At 66.3% G+C, this 17,046-nt stretch carries 16 protein-coding genes; 12 read left to right on the forward strand and 4 right to left on the reverse strand.

Annotated features, from left to right (window positions below; all coding sequences use genetic code 11):
* The first annotated feature begins 68 nt into the window (after nucleotides 1-68).
* From M1D40_RS06795 to M1D40_RS06805, 3 genes are read left to right on the forward strand one after another with little or no spacing between them, the layout of a single operon-like run.
* Nucleotides 69-737 (forward strand): DUF5998 family protein, encoded by a 669-nt coding sequence (locus tag M1D40_RS06795; RefSeq protein WP_341392649.1) that lies wholly within the window; start codon nucleotides 69-71, stop codon nucleotides 735-737.
* 6 nt (nucleotides 738-743) lie between these two features.
* Nucleotides 744-2,006 carry an alkaline phosphatase family protein gene (locus M1D40_RS06800; RefSeq protein WP_461170628.1) on the forward strand — a complete coding sequence of 421 codons (1,263 nt, stop codon included), beginning with the start codon at nucleotides 744-746 and terminating at the stop codon, nucleotides 2,004-2,006.
* Between the two features lie 2 nt (nucleotides 2,007-2,008).
* Complete coding sequence (locus M1D40_RS06805) at nucleotides 2,009-2,758, forward strand: thymidine kinase (RefSeq protein WP_341392651.1); 750 nt, start codon at nucleotides 2,009-2,011, stop codon at nucleotides 2,756-2,758.
* Between the two features lie 82 nt (nucleotides 2,759-2,840).
* On the opposite strand, the gene sepH is transcribed toward M1D40_RS06805, so the two are convergent.
* Nucleotides 2,841-4,271: a septation protein SepH gene (gene sepH, locus M1D40_RS06810; protein WP_461170629.1), complete on the reverse strand. Its 1,431-nt coding sequence runs from the start codon at nucleotides 4,269-4,271 to the stop codon at nucleotides 2,841-2,843.
* 338 nt (nucleotides 4,272-4,609) lie between these two features.
* Between sepH and M1D40_RS06815 the strand changes: the two genes are divergently transcribed.
* Complete coding sequence (locus M1D40_RS06815) at nucleotides 4,610-4,912, forward strand: DUF4193 domain-containing protein (protein WP_461170630.1); 303 nt, start codon at nucleotides 4,610-4,612, stop codon at nucleotides 4,910-4,912.
* Nucleotides 4,913-4,918: 6 nt separating this feature from the next.
* Here M1D40_RS06815 and M1D40_RS06820 read toward each other — a convergent pair whose 3' ends face one another.
* Nucleotides 4,919-5,383 carry a DUF3093 domain-containing protein gene (locus M1D40_RS06820; RefSeq protein ID WP_341392654.1) on the reverse strand — a complete coding sequence of 155 codons (465 nt, stop codon included), beginning with the start codon at nucleotides 5,381-5,383 and terminating at the stop codon, nucleotides 4,919-4,921.
* Between the two features lie 216 nt (nucleotides 5,384-5,599).
* On the opposite strand from M1D40_RS06820, the gene dut reads away from it, so the two are divergent.
* The 4 genes from dut to M1D40_RS06840 are packed head-to-tail and all read left to right on the forward strand — an operon-like array spanning nucleotide 5,600 to nucleotide 7,969.
* On the forward strand, nucleotides 5,600-6,049 hold the full coding sequence (dut, locus tag M1D40_RS06825) for a dUTP diphosphatase (RefSeq protein ID WP_461171021.1): 450 nt from the start codon (nucleotides 5,600-5,602) through the stop codon (nucleotides 6,047-6,049).
* A gap of 60 nt (nucleotides 6,050-6,109) precedes the next feature.
* Nucleotides 6,110-6,847 (forward strand): DUF3710 domain-containing protein, encoded by a 738-nt coding sequence (locus M1D40_RS06830; RefSeq protein ID WP_461170631.1) that lies wholly within the window; start codon nucleotides 6,110-6,112, stop codon nucleotides 6,845-6,847.
* Between the two features lie 4 nt (nucleotides 6,848-6,851).
* Nucleotides 6,852-7,211 (forward strand): single stranded DNA-binding domain-containing protein, encoded by a 360-nt coding sequence (locus M1D40_RS06835; RefSeq protein WP_341392657.1) that lies wholly within the window; start codon nucleotides 6,852-6,854, stop codon nucleotides 7,209-7,211.
* Complete coding sequence (locus M1D40_RS06840; protein WP_461170632.1) at nucleotides 7,208-7,969, forward strand: DUF3159 domain-containing protein; 762 nt, start codon at nucleotides 7,208-7,210, stop codon at nucleotides 7,967-7,969. Before M1D40_RS06835 ends, M1D40_RS06840 begins: the two co-directional genes overlap by 4 nt.
* A gap of 46 nt (nucleotides 7,970-8,015) precedes the next feature.
* Here M1D40_RS06840 and M1D40_RS06845 read toward each other — a convergent pair whose 3' ends face one another.
* Both M1D40_RS06845 and M1D40_RS06850 read right to left on the reverse strand, forming a co-directional pair.
* On the reverse strand, nucleotides 8,016-8,681 hold the full coding sequence (locus M1D40_RS06845; protein WP_341392659.1) for a potassium channel family protein: 666 nt from the start codon (nucleotides 8,679-8,681) through the stop codon (nucleotides 8,016-8,018).
* The gene (locus tag M1D40_RS06850) at nucleotides 8,678-9,352 is read right to left on the reverse strand and encodes a potassium channel family protein (RefSeq protein ID WP_461170633.1); all 675 of its coding nucleotides are present in this window, start codon (nucleotides 9,350-9,352) and stop codon (nucleotides 8,678-8,680) included. The genes M1D40_RS06845 and M1D40_RS06850 overlap by 4 nt, the downstream gene beginning before the upstream one ends.
* A 138-nt stretch (nucleotides 9,353-9,490) precedes the next feature.
* Here M1D40_RS06850 and M1D40_RS06855 point away from each other — a divergent pair, with 138 nt between their 5' ends.
* The 4 genes from M1D40_RS06855 to M1D40_RS06870 all read left to right on the forward strand — a co-directional run bounded on the left by M1D40_RS06855 (nucleotide 9,491) and on the right by M1D40_RS06870 (nucleotide 16,999).
* Entirely contained in the window at nucleotides 9,491-10,816 is a 1,326-nt protein-coding gene (locus tag M1D40_RS06855) for a class I SAM-dependent RNA methyltransferase (protein WP_461170634.1), read from the forward strand.
* A 298-nt stretch (nucleotides 10,817-11,114) separates the two neighbouring features.
* A complete protein-coding gene (locus M1D40_RS06860; RefSeq protein ID WP_461170635.1) occupies nucleotides 11,115-13,940 on the forward strand; it encodes an aconitate hydratase in 2,826 nt (941 codons plus the stop codon).
* A gap of 183 nt (nucleotides 13,941-14,123) precedes the next feature.
* Entirely contained in the window at nucleotides 14,124-16,097 is a 1,974-nt protein-coding gene (dxs, locus tag M1D40_RS06865; protein ID WP_341392663.1) for a 1-deoxy-D-xylulose-5-phosphate synthase, read from the forward strand.
* A gap of 53 nt (nucleotides 16,098-16,150) precedes the next feature.
* On the forward strand, nucleotides 16,151-16,999 hold the full coding sequence (locus M1D40_RS06870) for an SDR family oxidoreductase (protein WP_461170636.1): 849 nt from the start codon (nucleotides 16,151-16,153) through the stop codon (nucleotides 16,997-16,999).
* Nucleotides 17,000-17,046: the final 47 nt, after the last annotated feature.

Below are 17,046 nucleotides of genomic sequence, written 5' to 3' on the forward strand. Positions count from 1 at the left end.
CGCACTAACTTGCATCACCCCCGCGCGCCATTTAGGTGCTGGGGTGCTCTCTGGGGGAAACTGGAAACATGTCGCCGTTACTTTCCGCTGAACGCCGCAGCCTTGATGCTTCCATGGAGCGGGCCGGCTTTTACCCCACCCTTCTGGCAGACGTGGTCCACGATGCCCTGGACGGCCGTGAGCCGCTGTCCCACATCATCCATCTGGAAACCCACTTCGAGCGCACCGAGGTGCACCGCCACATCACCGTGCTGGTGCTGACCGAGGACATGCTGGTCATCACCCACGTCGATGACCAGCAGCTGGACGACGCCGGTGAGCAGATGATGGCGCAGGTTTCCACCGAGTCGGTTCCGGTCACCCAGATCCGGTCCGTGGTTCTTGGCTACATGTATGCCCAGCCGCAGGATTACAAGCCCTCCGACCAGGCCCGCGAGCTGACGCTGGCCATCGCCTGGTCCGGCGGCCAGCGCCTGGACATGGGTCCGGCCGGCTGCGCCGATCCGCAGTGCGACGCCGACCACGGCTACACCGGCACCATCGCTCAGGAGGACATCGTCCTGCGCGTCAGTGCCGAAGCCGACGGCGCCCAGGCGGTGCAGAACGCCAAGGACTTTGCGCGGGCGCTGCGCAAGGTCAATACCGATACCCTGAACCTGCGGCAGCCGGAGGCGGGGGATACCCGCCGGGTTCCCGGCATCGGCAGCCGGTTCAACCGCAGTCACCACCAGCGGTAAGGGGCCATGAGTTCGCCTTCCGGTACAGGTTCCGCCGCCACGCCGCCCTCCGGTGCAGTCCCGCCCTCCGGTCCCGTCTCCGGTGAACGGCTGCCTCCGGCTCCCGGGTACGGCCGCAGCAGCGTCGCCGAGGTCCTGACCAGCTCGGCCGCTGTGCTCGGCGTGCCCGGCTTCACCAATTCCCTGAATCTGCCGGACGCAAAGCGCGTCTGCGTGGTCATGGTCGACGGCCTGGGCTGGTCCCTGCTGAAGCAGCGCGGCGGGCATGCTCCGTTCCTGCGCAGCTTCCTGCCCTCTGCCCGCGTCCTGACGGCTGCCTTTCCCACCACGACGGCGGCGTCGCTGGCCTCGCTGGGCACCGGACTGCCGCCCGGAGAGCACGGCATGGTCGGTTATGACGTGCTGGACCCGGAGCAGGACAAAGTCGTCAACATGCTCGGCAACTGGGACGCCGGCGTCGATCCGCAGCGCTGGCAGCCGCACCCCACCGTCCTGGAACGGGTGGCCGAGCATCTTCCGGTGGCCTCGGTGAGCCTGCCCCGGTTCGCCGATTCGGCCATGACCCGCGCGGCGCTGCGCGGAGGCACCTTCATCGGCGCCACCGGCGTCCACGCCCGGGTCTCGGCGGCCGTTGAAGCCCTGTCCGCCTCGCCGCAGATGCTGATGTACCTGTACTGGAATGAACTGGACAAGGCCGGCCACAAGCACGGCGCCCAGTCGGCGCAGTGGGGCTATCAGCTGGAAGAGCTGGACAGTGCCCTGAAACTGCTCGCGGCACGCCTGCCGGCCGATACGCTGCTGCTGCTGACCGCTGACCACGGCATGGTCGATATCGCTCCGGAACACCGGTACGACTTCTCGGAAGACCCCTCACTCATTGCCGGTGTGCGCCACACGGCGGGGGAGCCGCGCATGGTGCACCTGTATCTGGAGCCCGGCGCAGGTATCCGGGACAGAGACGCGCTGGTGGCCGCCTGGCAGGGGGCGTACGGTGCCAAGGTCTGGGTTGCCACCCGTGAGCAGGCGGTTGCCGCGGGCTGGTTCGGTCCGGTGGTGGCGCCGGCGGTACTGCCGCGCATTGGCGACGTCCTGGTCCTGGCCCGTGAGCCGATCGCCCTGTACGACCTGCGCCGCATGAAGTCCTCCTCCCTTGAAGTGGTGGGCCAGCACGGGTCCCTGACGCGCGCGGAGCGTGAAGTTCCGCTGCTGCAACTGGCTGCTCCCGGTCCCAGGCGCAGCCCCGGAGCGCAGGGCAAAGGTAAGAAATAGCGGTGGCTGAGCTCGTCTTCTTTTCCGGAACCATGGACTGCGGCAAGTCAACGCTCGCGCTGCAGATGGACTACAACCACAGTGCCCGCGGCCGCGGCGGCATCCTTTTCAGCCGCAACGACCGGGCCGGAGAGTCCGTCATCTCCTCCCGGCTCGGCCTTCGCACTCCTGCTGTGGAAGTTACCGACGGCACCGATTTCTGGGCTGAGGTGACGGACCGGCGCGGTGCCGGCTTTGCCGTGGACTATCTCATTTGCGATGAGGCGCAGTTCTACTCCGCCGAGCAGGTGGAACAGCTGGCCCGCGTCGTGGACGAGCTGTGCGTTGATGTGTTTGCCTTCGGCATCACATCCGATTTCCGTACGCGTCTCTTCCCGGGGTCCCAGCGGCTGATTGAGCTGGCGGACCGGATGGAGGTGCTCCAGGTGCGGGCCCTCTGCTGGTGCGGCCGCAGGGCCACCCACAACGCCCGGACAGTCGACGGGATCATGGTGGTGGAAGGGGATCAGGTGGTGGTCGGTGACGTGGGAAAGCACGCGCCGGCTGCCGGGCCCGCCGGCGCAGGCATAGTGACGGAGCCTCTGTTTGCCGCCGAAGCCGTGGAGAGTACGCCCGTGGTGGGGTACGAAACCCTGTGCCGACGGCACTACATGCGCCGGGTCACCGCCTACAAAGCCGAATCGATTGCCGAACTGACACCGGGACCGGTCACCGAGCTTGATGTGTGCGCCGTGCACCCGCACAAGCCCTGAGCCGGCTGCCCCTGAGTCGGCTGAGGAAAGGCCCCTGAACAGGCGCGCTGCGCGTCTTCAGGGGCCTTTCCGCAGCCTGCGGCTAGTCGCCCTTGGTGCCGAAGACGATCTCGTCCCAGCTGGGAACCGACGAGCGCTTGGGTTTGATGGCCCGCTTGTCGGCGGGATCCTCGCCCTTGGCGGTGCCGTCCGAGCCGGTGACATCGTTCCGCGGAGCGCCGGAGCTCATCCGGTCCCAGGGGAAATCGGTGCGTCCGCTCTTCCGGCCGGCGGCTTTGCCCTTGGTCCGGCCGGCGGCAGGTGATTCGCTGTCCGGAACTGCCGCGGGCCCGGCCTCAACCGGTGCCGCGGAAGCCTGCTCGGGTGTTTCCGTGCGGGTGTCGTCTGCGGTGGTGCTCCCGGACGTTGCGGCGTCGTCGGAGCTGCCCGCAGGGGAGCCCTTGCCGGCAGCGGCTGCGGTGTCGCCGCGCCGGCGGAACGGCTTGGCGAGGACGCTGATCTCGCGCGTTCCGGGGCTGACTCCGTCGGTCAGGCGCAGTGAATCGGGAGCGTCGGGGGCATCGCTGCCGTCCGTCGCGGCGGGAGCCAGGGAGAGGCGGCCTGTGCGGGGCCGCGTGGAAGCGGCGTCGTCGATCTCCGTGTGTCCGTCACGCGGATGGGCAGCCGGGATGCTGCCCTTGGCCAGCAGTGCCGCCAGGGCGTCGTCGCCGTCTTCGTCAGCACCGAGGCGCTGTCCGCGGCGCGAGCGCAGGACCTCAAGCAGGTTGTCGGTGTCCTCATCGCCGGACTCGGAGTCGCCGTCGGCCTCGGGCGGGGCCACAGCCTCGAAATCGAACACCCGGTCGGCGACGGCGGTGAGCCGGCGGGACGGCACGGGCGAATCCAGCGGTTCCAGTTCGCTGAGCAGCTGGGCCCAGCGGTTGGCATTGGACACGCTTTTGCGCAGCGGGCTGAAGGTCCAGCGGGCCGGGGGTTCTTCGCCGACCGAGACCTGGGAGTCGCTGGCCAGATCGAACCGCGCGACCACGTCCCACGTGGAGTCCGGGCGCCGCCAGGCATCCCACTCGACGCTGTCGGGGTCCACGCCGAAGGCCTTCAGGCGGTGGCTGACCATGTCGCCCAGATTGACCGGGCTGTCACCGAACGTGCTGCGGTACCCGTCGTGGGTGGCTGAGAGCGGGGCCGCGACTTCCACGGCCTGGGCCTGGCGTGCGACGTAGTCGCGTTCAGCACGGACAGGTCCCTCGTAGCGGCGGATGTGTGCAAGGTCCAGGCCGGAGATCTCCGCAACGTCTTCTGCGCTGGCGCCGGAACGGATCCGGGCCTGAATGTCACGGGGAGTCATGGCCGGGCCCTCGGGCCGTTCCGGTGCGGAGGTGGAGCGGTGTACGGAGCGGGAGACCGCTACCCTGAGCGCTTCATCCATGCGTAACCGGAAAGTTTCTCCGCCCTTGCCGCTGAGCAGCAGATGCTCGCCACCCTCATGGACACCCACGAGACGTAGATCCTGCATGAACCAATCCTCCACCCGATAGCAATTCCTTCTGGAAACAATGCCACCCGAAGGGCCGAAAGCCTACTGTTTGCAAGGGTGTGGCGCGGATCAGCCGGCCCCGGGGGCCTGATTTTTTCCTCCGGCCGGACCTCCCGCAGAAGATCCTTGGGCGGTTCGGGGCGCCTGCGGAGCCCCGCTGTAGCTATTTCGTCCACTCTCAGCAAAAATCTCTGGATTACGGGCACAAAAGGGAACGCCGTCGCGTTGATACCTCCGAGCCGAAGAAGCAAGCCGGTCTAGCTACCGGCCGGCTCATATAACCAACACAACTCGACCGGATGGTGAGAGTAAGAATTATGGCGACTGACTATGATGCTCCGCGCAAGACCGACGAGGACATCAGCGAGGAATCTCTGGAAGAACTGAAGACCCGGCGCACCGCCGGCACCCAGTCTGCGGTCGTGGATGAAGACGAGACCGAAACCGCCGACAGCTTTGAGCTTCCGGGAGCCGACCTTTCCGGCGAGGAACTGCTGGTCCGGGTCATGCCGGCGCAGGCGGATGAATTCACCTGCGCATCATGCTTCCTGGTGCGGCACCGCTCCCAGATTGCGCTGGAGAAGGACGGACTGGCTTACTGCATCGACTGTGAAGGCTAAGCGGCCTTAGCTGCTCAGCACGCGGACCAGGTCCTCCGGGCGCCGCGTGGAGGTGAGCCAGTACGGGGTCCGGTCTGCCGGGTCCGTGATTTCGATCCGGACCACGGGGGAGATCCAGCCGCGAAAACACATGAAGGCGGTTGCGTTCAGGCCGCGGCCGCGCTGGAACGTGGCGTCATCCCCGCGGTATCCCTCCACGGAGCCGACGAAGCGCCGTTCGATCTGCGCCCGGCCCACCTGCAGCGTGTCGCCGGTGACCCGGATCACCGGGGTGTTGAGCAGCAGCAGGGCGGTGATGATGGCGGCTGCGACGACGGCCGCGATGATCCCGGCCTCAAGGCTGATCGGCAGGAAAACAAAAATGCACGAGCAGGATGCGAAGAGGACAAGCACCCAGATCCCGAACGAAGGCAGAAGGCGCTCGGAGTACAGCACGGTATCGGGGGAAGTCTGGGCAGAGGGGGATGACATGTAACCAGCTTGGCACCTTTGGGCCGGTATTTCATCTTGGGGAGCAGCCGTCCCAGTGCGGCTGCCGGCCGTACGGAGAAGCGTCAGGAAAACGCGCTAAAGTGAGGTGCGGTATTCCCGGGACGCTTCCGGGACGCCCACGCGGCCCCGAGCGGGAGGCGAAAAGGATCACTCGAGGGAAGTCGGAGACATTCGGTGCTTGAACCAGGCCCCACCATGACCGTGCAGCTGAAAATGCTCGACGACGGGCTGGAACCGCCGTCGTACGCGCATCCCGGCGACGCAGGGGCTGACCTGAGGACCCGCATCGACGTGGTGCTGGAGCCGGGCGAGCGGATGCTCGTTCCCACCGGTGTGGCACTGGCCCTTCCCTTCGGTTATGCCGCCTTCATTCATCCGCGCTCGGGCCTGGCCACCAAGCACGGCCTGACCGTGGTTAATGCTCCGGGAACAGTCGACGCAGGCTACCGGGGCGAAATCAGCGTTACCCTGCTCAATACCGACAAGTCCCGGCCGATCAGCCTCGCCAGGGGTGACAGGATTGCCCAGATGGTGATCCAGCGGGTGGAGACGGCATCATTTGAGCTGGTGGACGAGCTGTCCGACTCCGTCCGCGGAACCGGCGGATTCGGCTCCACCGGCGGCTTTACTGCACTGCCTGCCTAGAGCGGCTGTCCGGGGGGTCAGCAGCGTGCGGCCCTCCCTATGAGAGAGAGGAACCCGGTCATGGCATTTGGGCGACTGAGGAAGAACAAGCAAGACAAGCAGGAGCAGGACGAGCAGGCGCAGGACAGTGCGCAGCGGCCTGCCGCAGGCGGCGCGGATGCGGCGGCCGACGGCGGCAGCACGGCAACGGCGTCGGGCCCCTGGGATGCGGCCGACAAGCCGTCCGAAGAAGGGTACGTAGACCTGGGTGCGCTGCGCATCGCCTCGGCCGAGGGCCTCCAGCTGCGCCTGGAGGTGGAAGAAAAAACCCAGCGCGTGGTGGCGGTGACGCTGGACCTGAACGGGTCCAGCCTGCAGCTGCAGGCCTTCGCGGCGCCGCGCTCCGAAACGCTGTGGGATGACATCCGGGACCAGATCGGCAAGTCCGTCGGATCGCAGGGCGGCACGGTGGACGAGCTTGAAGGCGTGTTCGGGATCGAGCTGCTGGCCAAGGTTCCCGCCCAGGCGCAGGATGGCTCCAAGGGCTACCGGGTGGCGCGCTTTGTCGGCGTGGACGGTCCGCGCTGGTTCCTTCGCGGCGTGTTCGGCGGCTCCGCAGCCCTGGACCCCCAGGCGGCCGGTCCGCTGGAAGAAGTCTTCCGGAACGTCGTCGTGGTCCGGGGTGAGCAGCCGCTGCCGCCGCGTGACCTCCTGCAGCTGCGTCTTCCGCGTGATGCCTCGCCGCTGCCCCGGCCTGCCGCGGATGCGGCAAAGCCTGCTCCGCCGGAGCGCGGCCCCGAGATTACGACCATCGGCTAGCCACGTGCCCACACACCGACCGGCGATCCCGGGCAACCGGGAGAATCCCGTTCCCGTCAGTTCCCTTCCGCAGCGCGGCCGCGTGTACAGCGGCGGCTACGTCCAGTCCATCACCGTGGTTCCGGCAACGGACCCGCCGCGGTTCACTGCCATGGTGGAGGACGTGGACGCGGCGTACCGTGACACGCCGTCCCGGGAACCGCAGGCGCGCGTCCGGCTGGTGTGGGTTGGCCAGCGCCGCGTTCCCGGAGTTCTTGCCGGCACCCGGCTCGCCTTTGAGGGCATGGTCAGTACAGTGGACAGCTATCCCACGATCTACAATCCACGCTACGAAATTATCGGACGTCCGGAGAACGAGACATGACTGAGCGACCCGGCAGCGAGCTGCCCGAATCCCGGCGGAGGGCACCCTCCGCGGCAGGGGACCTCCCGGACGGAGAGCAGCAGCCAACACTGGGCGACGTCGCCGGTGCCTACGCGGCCAAGGCAGGAGTCGAGCGCGGCGACGACGGACAGATTGATGTCCTGAAATCCGTCGGCGGGGTCCGCGGGCTTGCGGAAGCCATTGTGCCGGGGCTGCTGTTCACCCTGATCTTCACGCTGACCTCCGGGCTGTACGTCTCGCTGGGGGCCGCCGTGGCCTCGGCTGCCGTGTTCTCCGCAGCCAACCTGATCCAGAAGCGTCCCCTGATGCAGTCCCTGACGGGGGTGCTCGGCGTCGTGATCTGCGCCGTTGTGGCGCTGCGCAGCGGAAGCGGCACCGAATTCTTCCTTCCCGGCTTTTTCCTCAATGCCGGCTACATCCTGGCGTTCATCGTTTCCATCATCGTCCGCTGGCCCGTAGCCGGGCTCCTGTTCGGGTTCATCAGGGGCGAAAACCTGGACTGGCACGCGGACCGGAAACGGATCCGGGCCTATTCGGCGGCGACGTGGATCATCATCGCCGTCTTTGCGCTGCGCCTGGGAGTGCAGCTGCCGCTGTATCTGGCGGACAACGTCGCTGCGCTTGGCACCATGCGCCTGGCCATGGGAGTGCCGCTGTATGCGCTCGGGCTGTGGCTGGCATGGATGGTGTCCCGGCCGCTGCCGGCCGGCGGCAGCCCGAAGCAGCCGCGCGGCTAACGGCAGGGCCGCTCCGGGCAATTTCGGGCTGCTCCGGGCAGGAAGGCTAGGAACCCCCGGGCAGCAGCACGGCGCGCAGGTCATCCTCGGCCGCGATCGTGCAGATAAAGAACAGCTCGTCGCCGGGTTCAATCACGTCGTCGCTGCTTGGGGTAATGGGAGCATCGTCGCGCAGGATGGCGGTCACCGTGGTGTCCATCGGCCAGTCGATGGAACCCAGCGTCCTTCCGGTGAGCGGCGAATCAAGCGGAACGGTGAACTCAACCATCGAGGCGGCCCCGCCCTGGAGGGTGAGCAGCCGGACAAGGTCACCGACTTCCACCGCCTCTTCGACCAGCGCCGTCATCAGGCGCGGCGTGCTGACGGCTACGTCCACACCCCAGGAGTCGTCGAACATCCAGTCGTTCTTGGGGTTGTTGACCCGGCCCACGGTGCGGGCCACGCCGAACTCGCTCTTGGCCAGCAGCGAGACCACCAGATTGACCTTGTCATCACCCGTTGCGGAGACGACGACGTCGGCCTCGTCCAGGTTGGCGTCCTTCAGCGTGGTCAGTTCGCAGGCATCCCCGATGAGCCACTGCGCATTCACCAGTTCGCTCCGGCCCTCGACCTCGGGCTTCTCATCTATAAGGAGCACCTCATGGCGGTGCGAGAGGAGTTCCTTGGCAATCGAGGACCCCACGCTGCCGGCCCCGGCAATGACGACTTTCACTGGTTCTCCTTGAGTGGCGGGGTGGAGAGAATGCGGCTGATTTCGCTGGTGCGGTCCACGTTCATCATCGCGTGCAGGACATCTCCCTGCTGGTAGCTGGTGTCCGGGCGGGGAAGCACTCCTTCGCCGAAGCGGGTCACGTAGGCAATGCGGACCCGTGCCGCCTGTTCGATCCCGCTCAGCGTTGTTCCAAGCCAGTCCTCGTGGAGTGAGAGTTCGCCCAGGATGAGCCTGCCGGAAGATTCGCGGAAGTCTCCGTTGATGCTCTGTTCGGGCAGAATGCGCCGCAGCACCTGGTCTGCGCTCCAGCGGACGGCGGCCACCGTGGGGATGCCGAGCCGCTGGTAGATCTCGGCGCGGCCCGGATCATAGATCCTCGCGACAACGTGGGGGACGTGGAAGGTCTCGCGGGCGACGCGGGTGGCAAGGATGTTGGAATTATCACCCGAGGAAACCGCGGCGAAGGCATAGGCCTCCTTGATTCCGGCTTCCGTCAGGGTGCCGCGGTCAAAGCCGACGCCGGTGACCTTCCGGCCGCTGAAGGTGGAGCGCAGGCGCCGGAAGGCCCTTTCATCCTGGTCAATGACGGCCACCGTGTGCCCGGCATTGTCCAGCGTGTGGGCCAGGGACACGCCGACGCGTCCGCACCCCATGATGACGTAGTGGGCCACCTGCTACCTCGGTTTCTGAAGGTCGATAACGAAAAAAGCCAAAGCGCCAGCATAGACCCCGCGGGCGCCGCGAATATGCACCGGCGCCGGGGCATGGTGTGATGGTCTTTTAGGCTCCATCAGGAAGTATCCGGCACTATGACGACCGACACCACCACATCCGAGATTGAACTCACCATCGGCGCCCCCGCCCACGGCGGCCATTTCGTGGCCCGCCATGAAGGGCGAGTGGTCTTCGTCCGGCACGCACTGCCGGGCGAACGCGTCCGTGCCCGCCTGACAGACGCCGCCGACGGCGCCAGCTTCTGGCGCGCCGACGTCACCGAGGTGCTGGAAGCAGCTCCGGGACGGGTAGAGCACTTCTGGCCCGAGGCCGATGCGCTCCGCGCTGCCTCCCGCGGCCGGCTGCCGGTGGGCGGCGCTGAGTTCGGGCACATTGACCTGGCGACCCAGCGCGGGCTCAAGGCGGATATCTTCGCCGAGCAGCTGCTTCGCCTGGCCAAAGTTGACCGCACGATCACCGTCGAACCCGCAGTCGAAGAGCGCGCCGACGGACTGCACTGGCGGACCCGCGCAAGCTTCTCCGTGGCGCCGGGCGGCCGGCTTGCCATGCATGCGCACCGTTCCGAGGAACTCATTCCGGTCCAGCGCATGCCGCTGGCCGTCGAAGCTGTCAACGACCTTCAGCTGTGGGATGTCGACTTCAGCGGGGTCTCGCGGGTCGAGGTCGCCGTGCCGACAACGGGTGCGCCCCTGGTGCTGCTGATTCCGGCCGAAGGCGCCCACCCCAAAGCGCTGGGCCGCATTGCTTCAGCCCTGCCCTCCGGTATCTCCATTGCCTCCTGGGACCCGGAATCCTCAACACTGAACCGGCTCCGCGGACGGACCTGGGTCTCCGAAAGCGCGGCCGGCCACGACTACCGGGTCACGGGGGCCGGCTTCTGGCAGATTCACCGGAGCGCGCCGCGCACCCTGGTGGAAGCAGTGCTGGACGGCCTGCAGATTCAGCCCGGCGAGCAGGTTGCGGACCTGTACGCAGGCGCCGGCCTGTTCACCGCGCCGCTGGCCGATGCCGCCGGGGAAACGGGCCGCGTGCTGTCGGTCGAGGCCTCTCCGGCCGCCAGCCGGGACGCCCGGAAGAACCTGTTCGCCGCTCCGCAGGTGGAAATCCTGCAGGGCCGCGTGGACAAGGCCCTGGCAGCGTACGAGGGCCGCCTCGACGTCGTCCTGCTGGATCCGCCGCGTGTCGGCGCCGGCAAGGACGTGGTTGGGCAGATCAATGCCGCCGCACCCCGGGCCGTCGGCTATGTCTCCTGCGACCCGGCCTCCTTTGCGCGCGACCTGTCCTACTTCCAGGACCTGGGCTGGAAGCTGGAATCGCTGCGGGTCTTCGACCTGTACCCCCACACCCACCACATGGAGTCCTTCGCGGTCCTGACCCGCGCAGAGCAGCCTGCCGGGTAAGCAGCGGCGCCGGACCGAAGGTGGCCGGCGCCTGTGTCCGGCGCCTCGGGGGTACCTTCTAAGGTCACACGGGCATGTAACGGATAGTATAAGAGCAGTTGTGCAGATCCGCGCCGTGTTGGGGAGACTTCGCCTGCTTTGCGGCGGGGAAAGTTTTTCGTTCGGCAGGGGGTTTCCCGGCAGCGAAAATAGTCCACCATTTTCCCCGCCGTCCCCCGTGGCAGCCGGTTAGGGAGTCCTAACTGGCACGCCGCGGACCGCTGGACAAAGATAAAACGGTGGCGAGAGGAGTCCTATTATGACTAATGTGGACAGCTTCGGTTCCAAAGGCGTACTAAACGTCGGTGGAAACGAATATGAAATTTTCCGGTTGAATTCCGTCGAAGGCGCCAAGAGCCTTCCGTTCAGCCTCAAGGTCCTGCTGGAGAACCTGCTGCGCACCGAAGACGGTGCCAACATCACGGCAGATCACGTTCGCGCCCTGGCGCAGTGGGATGCCAACGCAGAGCCCAGCACTGAAATCCAGTTCACCCCCGCTCGGGTCATCATGCAGGACTTCACCGGCGTTCCCTGCATCGTCGACCTGGCAACCATGCGTGAAGCAGTGGCCGAATTGGGCGGAGACCCCAAGCGGGTCAACCCCCTTGCTCCGGCTGAAATGGTCATTGACCACTCTGTGCAGATCGATGCCTTCGGCAATGCCGGTGCCCTCGAGCGCAATATGGAAATCGAATACCAGCGCAACGGCGAGCGGTACCAGTTCCTTCGCTGGGGCCAGACGGCGTTTGACGACTTCAAGGTTGTTCCCCCGGGCATGGGTATTGTCCACCAGGTCAACATTGAGTACCTGGCGCGCACCGTCATGACCCGTGAAGTTGACGGCGTCCTGCGTGCCTACCCCGACACCTGCGTCGGCACCGACTCGCACACCACCATGGTCAACGGCCTGGGCGTGCTCGGCTGGGGCGTTGGCGGCATCGAAGCCGAAGCTGCCATGCTTGGCCAGCCCGTCTCCATGCTGATCCCGCGCGTTGTCGGCTTCAAGCTCACCGGCGAGATCCCGGCCGGCGCCACCGCCACCGACGTGGTGCTGACCATCACCGAAATGCTGCGCAAGCACGGCGTTGTCGGCAAGTTCGTGGAGTTCTACGGCGAAGGCGTCGGAGCCGTACCGCTGGCCAACCGCGCCACCATCGGCAACATGAGCCCGGAATTCGGTTCCACCGCTGCCATGTTCCCGATCGACAGCGTAACGCTGGACTACCTGCGCCTCACCGGCCGGTCCGAAGAGAACGTGGCCCTCGTTGAGGCCTACGCCAAGGAACAGGGCCTCTGGCACGATCCCTCCATCGAGATCAAGTACTCCGAGTACCTCGAACTGGATCTGTCCACCGTGGTTTCCTCCATCGCCGGACCGAAGCGTCCGCAGGACCGGGTGGAGCTGACCAACGCCAAGGAGCAGTTCCGCAAGGACCTCAAGAACTACGTGCACGCATCGGTTGAGGCCGAAAAGGGCACCGTGGACGAGGCCCTGGAAGAAACCTTCCCGGCGTCGGATGCTCCTTCCTTCACCGAGGGCAGCACCAAGATCGAGGACAAGGAGCACGACCTCGTCAAGGAAGCCGACGCTCCCGCCGACCGCGCCACAAACGCGGTTCCGGTCACCATGGCAGACGGCCGCAGCTTCGAGCTGGACCACGGCGCCGTGTCGATCGCCTCGATCACCTCCTGCACCAACACCTCCAACCCGTCGGTGATGATGGCAGCAGCAGTGCTGGCACGCAACGCCGTCGAAAAGGGCCTCGCGTCCAAGCCGTGGGTCAAGACCTCCGTGGCTCCGGGCTCGAAGGTTGTTACGGATTACTACGAGAAGTCCGGTCTCATTCCGTACCTGGAAAAGCTTGGCTTCTTCGTCGTCGGTTACGGCTGCGCCACCTGCATCGGCAACTCCGGCCCCCTGGAAGAGGAAATTTCCACGGCCATCCAGGAAGCCGACCTCGCCGTCACCGCAGTGCTCTCCGGAAACCGCAACTTCGAAGGCCGGATCAACCCGGACGTGAAGATGAACTACCTGGCTTCCCCGCCGCTGGTAGTGGCCTACGCACTGGCCGGCACCATGGACTTCGACTTCGAGAATGACCCGCTGGGCCAGGACGAAGCCGGCAACGACATTTTCCTGAAGGACATCTGGCCGAACCCGGTCGAGGTCCAGGAAATCATCGACGCCTCCATCAACAAGGAGATGTTCAGCAACAGCTACGACACCATCTTCGAAGGCGATGACCGCTGGAAGTCCCTGCCCACCCCCGAGGGTGCAACCTTCGAATGGGATACGGAGTCCACGTACGTCCGGAAGCCCCCGTACTTCGAGGGCATGAAGGCACAGCCGGAGCCCGTCTCCGACATTGAGGGCGCCCGCGTCCTGCTGAAGCTGGGCGACTCGGTCACCACCGACCACATCTCCCCGGCCGGCTCCTTCAAGTCCGACACCCCCGCAGGCCGCTACCTGCTGGAGCACGGCGTCGAGCGCAAGGACTTCAACTCCTACGGCTCGCGCCGAGGCAACCACGAAGTGATGATCCGCGGCACGTTCGCGAACATCCGCATCAAGAACCAGCTGCTCGACGGCGTCGAAGGCGGCTTCACCCGCGACTTCAGCCAGGCTGATGCACCGCAGGCAGCTGTTTACGATGCTTCGGTCAACTACCAGGCCGCCGGCATTCCGCTGGTTGTCCTGGCCGGCAAGGAGTACGGTTCCGGTTCCTCGCGTGACTGGGCTGCCAAGGGCACCGCACTGCTGGGCGTCAAGGCCGTTATCGCCGAGAGCTACGAGCGTATCCACCGCTCCAACCTCATCGGCATGGGCGTTCTTCCCCTGCAGTACCCGGCCGGCGTCAACGCCGAATCCCTGGGCCTGACCGGCACGGAGACCTTCGCGGTTTCCGGTGTGACTGAACTGAACAACGGCACCACGCCCAAGACCGTCACGGTCACGGCAACGCCGGAGAACGGCGAGGCCATCACGTTCGAGGCTGTCCTGCGCATCGACACCCCGGGTGAAGCTGACTACTACCGCAACGGCGGCATCCTGCAGTACGTGCTGCGCCAGATCACGGCCAAGTAAGCAGCAGCACCACCTTCCAAGGGCCGCCGAGCGGCCTGCGGAACATTGGGCCCCGCCCGCCGAATTTTCTCCTCGGCGGGCGGGGCTCTTCGCATGTTTGGAACCGGGCGCACTCCGTCAAGCGTTAGAGTTAAACCGTTGTGACGGTGTGCAGTGCCGTTGCCTGAAGCAGGGAGGCGCCCGTTGGGACTTCTGGAAACCATCCGTGATCCGCGGGACCTGAGCAGACTCTCCACGGAGCAGTTGGAGCGCTTGGCCGCAGAGATCCGGTCATTCCTCATCAGCAATGTCGCCCAGACCGGCGGCCATCTCGGCCCCAATCTCGGCGTCGTGGAGCTGACCGTGGGAATCCATCGGGTCTTCGACTCGCCCCGGGACAGCATTGTCTTTGATACCGGACACCAGTCCTACGTGCACAAAATCCTGACCGGCCGCCAGGACTTCTCCACCCTCCGGCAGCAGGGCGGAATGTCCGGATACCCGTCGCGGGCCGAATCGGTGCATGACATCGTGGAGTCCTCGCACGCTTCGTCCTCTCTGTCCTGGGCCGACGGGATTTCCCGCGCCCGGCAGCTTACCGGCGAAGGGGACCGCTACACGGTGGTCATGGTGGGGGACGGCGCCCTGACCGGAGGCATGGCCTGGGAGGCCCTGAACAACATTGCCGCCGACCAGCGCCGCCGCGTCGTCATTGTGGTCAACGACAACGGCCGCTCCTATGCACCAACCATCGGCGGGGTCGCCGACTACCTTGCGTCCATGCGTCCCACCCTCGACACCGTGCGGACCCACCGGGTGTATGAAAACACGCTCGGATGGTGGAAGCAGCGCCTGCAGAACGGCGGGCCCGTAGGCCGGTTCACCTACCACAGCCTCCACGCCGCCAAGCGCGGCATTAAGGACTGGTGGGCGCCGCAGGGGCTGTTCGAAGACCTCGGCATGAAGTACATCGGCCCCATTGACGGCCACGACATGGCCGCCGTGGAGCGTGCACTGACCAAGGCCCGCAACTACAACGGACCGGTGCTGGTCCACGCCATGACAGAGAAGGGCCGCGGCTACGCACCGGCCCGCGCCAACGTGGCCGACCAGTTTCACGCCGTCGGCATCATTGATCCGGAGACCGGCAAGGCTGTGGAACCGGGCAGCAAGCAGTCCTGGACCTCGGTCTTCGCCACGGAGATTGCCGACATCGCCGACGAGCGCGAAGACATTGTCGGAATCACCGGAGCCATGCTGATCCCCGTGGGCCTGCACCGGTTCGCGGAAAAGCACCCGGAACGGGTGTTCGACGTCGGCATCGCCGAGCAGCATGCCCTGACCTCTGCGGCGGGCATGGCGTTCGGCGGGCTGCATCCCGTCGTCGCGCTCTACGCGACCTTCCTGAACCGGGCCTTCGACCAGCTGCTGATGGACGTGGCGCTGCACAAGGCGGGCGTGACGATTGTGCTGGACCGCGCAGGAGTGACCGGTCCCGACGGTGCGAGCCACCACGGCATGTGGGACATGTCCATGCTGCAGATCGTTCCGGGACTTCATCTCTCCGCACCGCGCGATGCCACCCGGCTCAAGGAAGAACTGCGCGAGGCGGTGGCCATCAGCGATGCACCCAGCGTGGTCCGCTTCTCCAAGGGAACCGTGGGCCCCGATGTGGAAGCCATTGAACGGACGTCGGACGGCGTGGACATCCTGGCCCGCCGGCCCTCGGACGAAAAGTCGAATGACGTGCTGATCGTCAGCGTAGGTGCCATGGCCGAAATGGCGCTGCAGGTGGCCAACCGGCTTGGCGCCCAGGGCATCAGCTCGACCGTGGTGGATCCGCGCTGGGTCCTGCCCGTTCCGAAGTCGATCATCCGCATGGCCGCTGAGCACCGCATCGTGATCGTCATTGAGGACGGTGTGCGTGCCGGCGGTGTAGGTTCCCGGATCCGGCAGGAAATGCGCGCAGCGGGCGTGGATACGGCACTGAACGAAGTGGGTCTGCCGGTGGAATTCCTGGACCACGGCACCCGAGCCGAAGTCCTGGAACGGGTGGGCCTGACGGCACGCCAGGTGGCGAACGACGTCGTCGCGCAGGTCCTGGGCACCAAGGTTCCGTTTGCCCGGCCGCTGCCCGGACAGGACATGCCCACCGGCCAGATCCCGAAGATCCAGTAGCCTCCGGCGCCGGGGCGGGGGACCGGCGGCGGGAACGCAGGGGAGGAAGCACCATGGCAGAAGAGCAAGCGCCGGTGGCTGTCACCGGTGCCACCGGCGCCCTGGGCGGAGCGGTAGCGCGCCTGCTGGCCGATGCCGGCATCGCGCAGCGGCTGCTGGCCAGACATACGGCAAGGCTTCCGGAACTGCCCGGAACCCCCGTGTACGCGGCCACCTATTCGGACCGCGAGCACGCAGCCCGGGCGCTGGCGGGCGTCAGGACACTGTTCATGGTCTCCGCCCATGAGAGCCCCTACCGGCAACAGGATCACCGGACGTTCGTGGATGCCGCCGTCGAGGCAGGGGTGCGGCACATTGTCTATACCTCCTTCATGGGGGCGGCACCGGATGCCGTGTTCACCCTGGCCCGGGACCACTGGGATACCGAGGAATACATCAAGTCCACCGGGCTGGACTACACGTTCCTGCGGAACTGCCTGTACCAGGACGTGCTGCCCTCCTTCGCCGGGCGCGACGGCGTCATCCGGGGTCCGGCCGGATCCGGCCGGCTGGCAGCCGTGGCCAGAGCCGATGTCGCACTTGCCGCGGCGTGCATCCTGGGCGCTCCGCAGGAGCATCAGGGCCGGATCTACACGCTCACCGGGCCGCAGGCACTGACCCTCGGGGAGATTGCCGACATCCTCGCCCGAGTGGCCGGATCCCCGGTGAGCTATTACAACGAGACGTACGAGGAAGCTGTCGAGTCGCGGAGGCTGAGCGGAGCGCCGCACTGGCAAGTTGAGGCCTGGGTGAGCACCTACACCGCCATTGCGCAGGGCCTGATGGCCGAGGTGAGCGACGACGTGGTACGGCTCACCGGGGTTCCCGCGACCGGGCTCGAAGATTACCTGAAGCACCGTTAAGCCCCAAGCCCGCGTTACAAATCGAGGCAGTTTCCGGTCCTCGTGTT

It is taken from the genome of Arthrobacter sp. Z1-15, assembly GCF_054792395.1.

Bases quoted from the DNA above. Each gene is read 5' to 3' on its own strand.
- M1D40_RS06795 (WP_341392649.1), top strand. From the start codon at position 69: ATGTCGCCGTTACTTTCCGCTGAACGCCGCAGCCTTGATGCTTCCATG.
- M1D40_RS06800 (WP_461170628.1), top strand. From the start codon at position 744: ATGAGTTCGCCTTCCGGTACAGGTTCCGCCGCCACGCCGCCCTCCGGT.
- sepH (WP_461170629.1), bottom strand. From the start codon at position 4,271: ATGCAGGATCTACGTCTCGTGGGTGTCCATGAGGGTGGCGAGCATCTG.
- M1D40_RS06815 (WP_461170630.1), top strand. From the start codon at position 4,610: ATGGCGACTGACTATGATGCTCCGCGCAAGACCGACGAGGACATCAGC.
- M1D40_RS06820 (WP_341392654.1), bottom strand. From the start codon at position 5,383: ATGTCATCCCCCTCTGCCCAGACTTCCCCCGATACCGTGCTGTACTCC.
- dut (WP_461171021.1), top strand. From the start codon at position 5,600: ATGACCGTGCAGCTGAAAATGCTCGACGACGGGCTGGAACCGCCGTCG.
- M1D40_RS06830 (WP_461170631.1), top strand. From the start codon at position 6,110: ATGGCATTTGGGCGACTGAGGAAGAACAAGCAAGACAAGCAGGAGCAG.
- M1D40_RS06840 (WP_461170632.1), top strand. From the start codon at position 7,208: ATGACTGAGCGACCCGGCAGCGAGCTGCCCGAATCCCGGCGGAGGGCA.
- M1D40_RS06855 (WP_461170634.1), top strand. From the start codon at position 9,491: ATGACGACCGACACCACCACATCCGAGATTGAACTCACCATCGGCGCC.
- M1D40_RS06860 (WP_461170635.1), top strand. From the start codon at position 11,115: ATGACTAATGTGGACAGCTTCGGTTCCAAAGGCGTACTAAACGTCGGT.
- M1D40_RS06870 (WP_461170636.1), top strand. From the start codon at position 16,151: ATGGCAGAAGAGCAAGCGCCGGTGGCTGTCACCGGTGCCACCGGCGCC.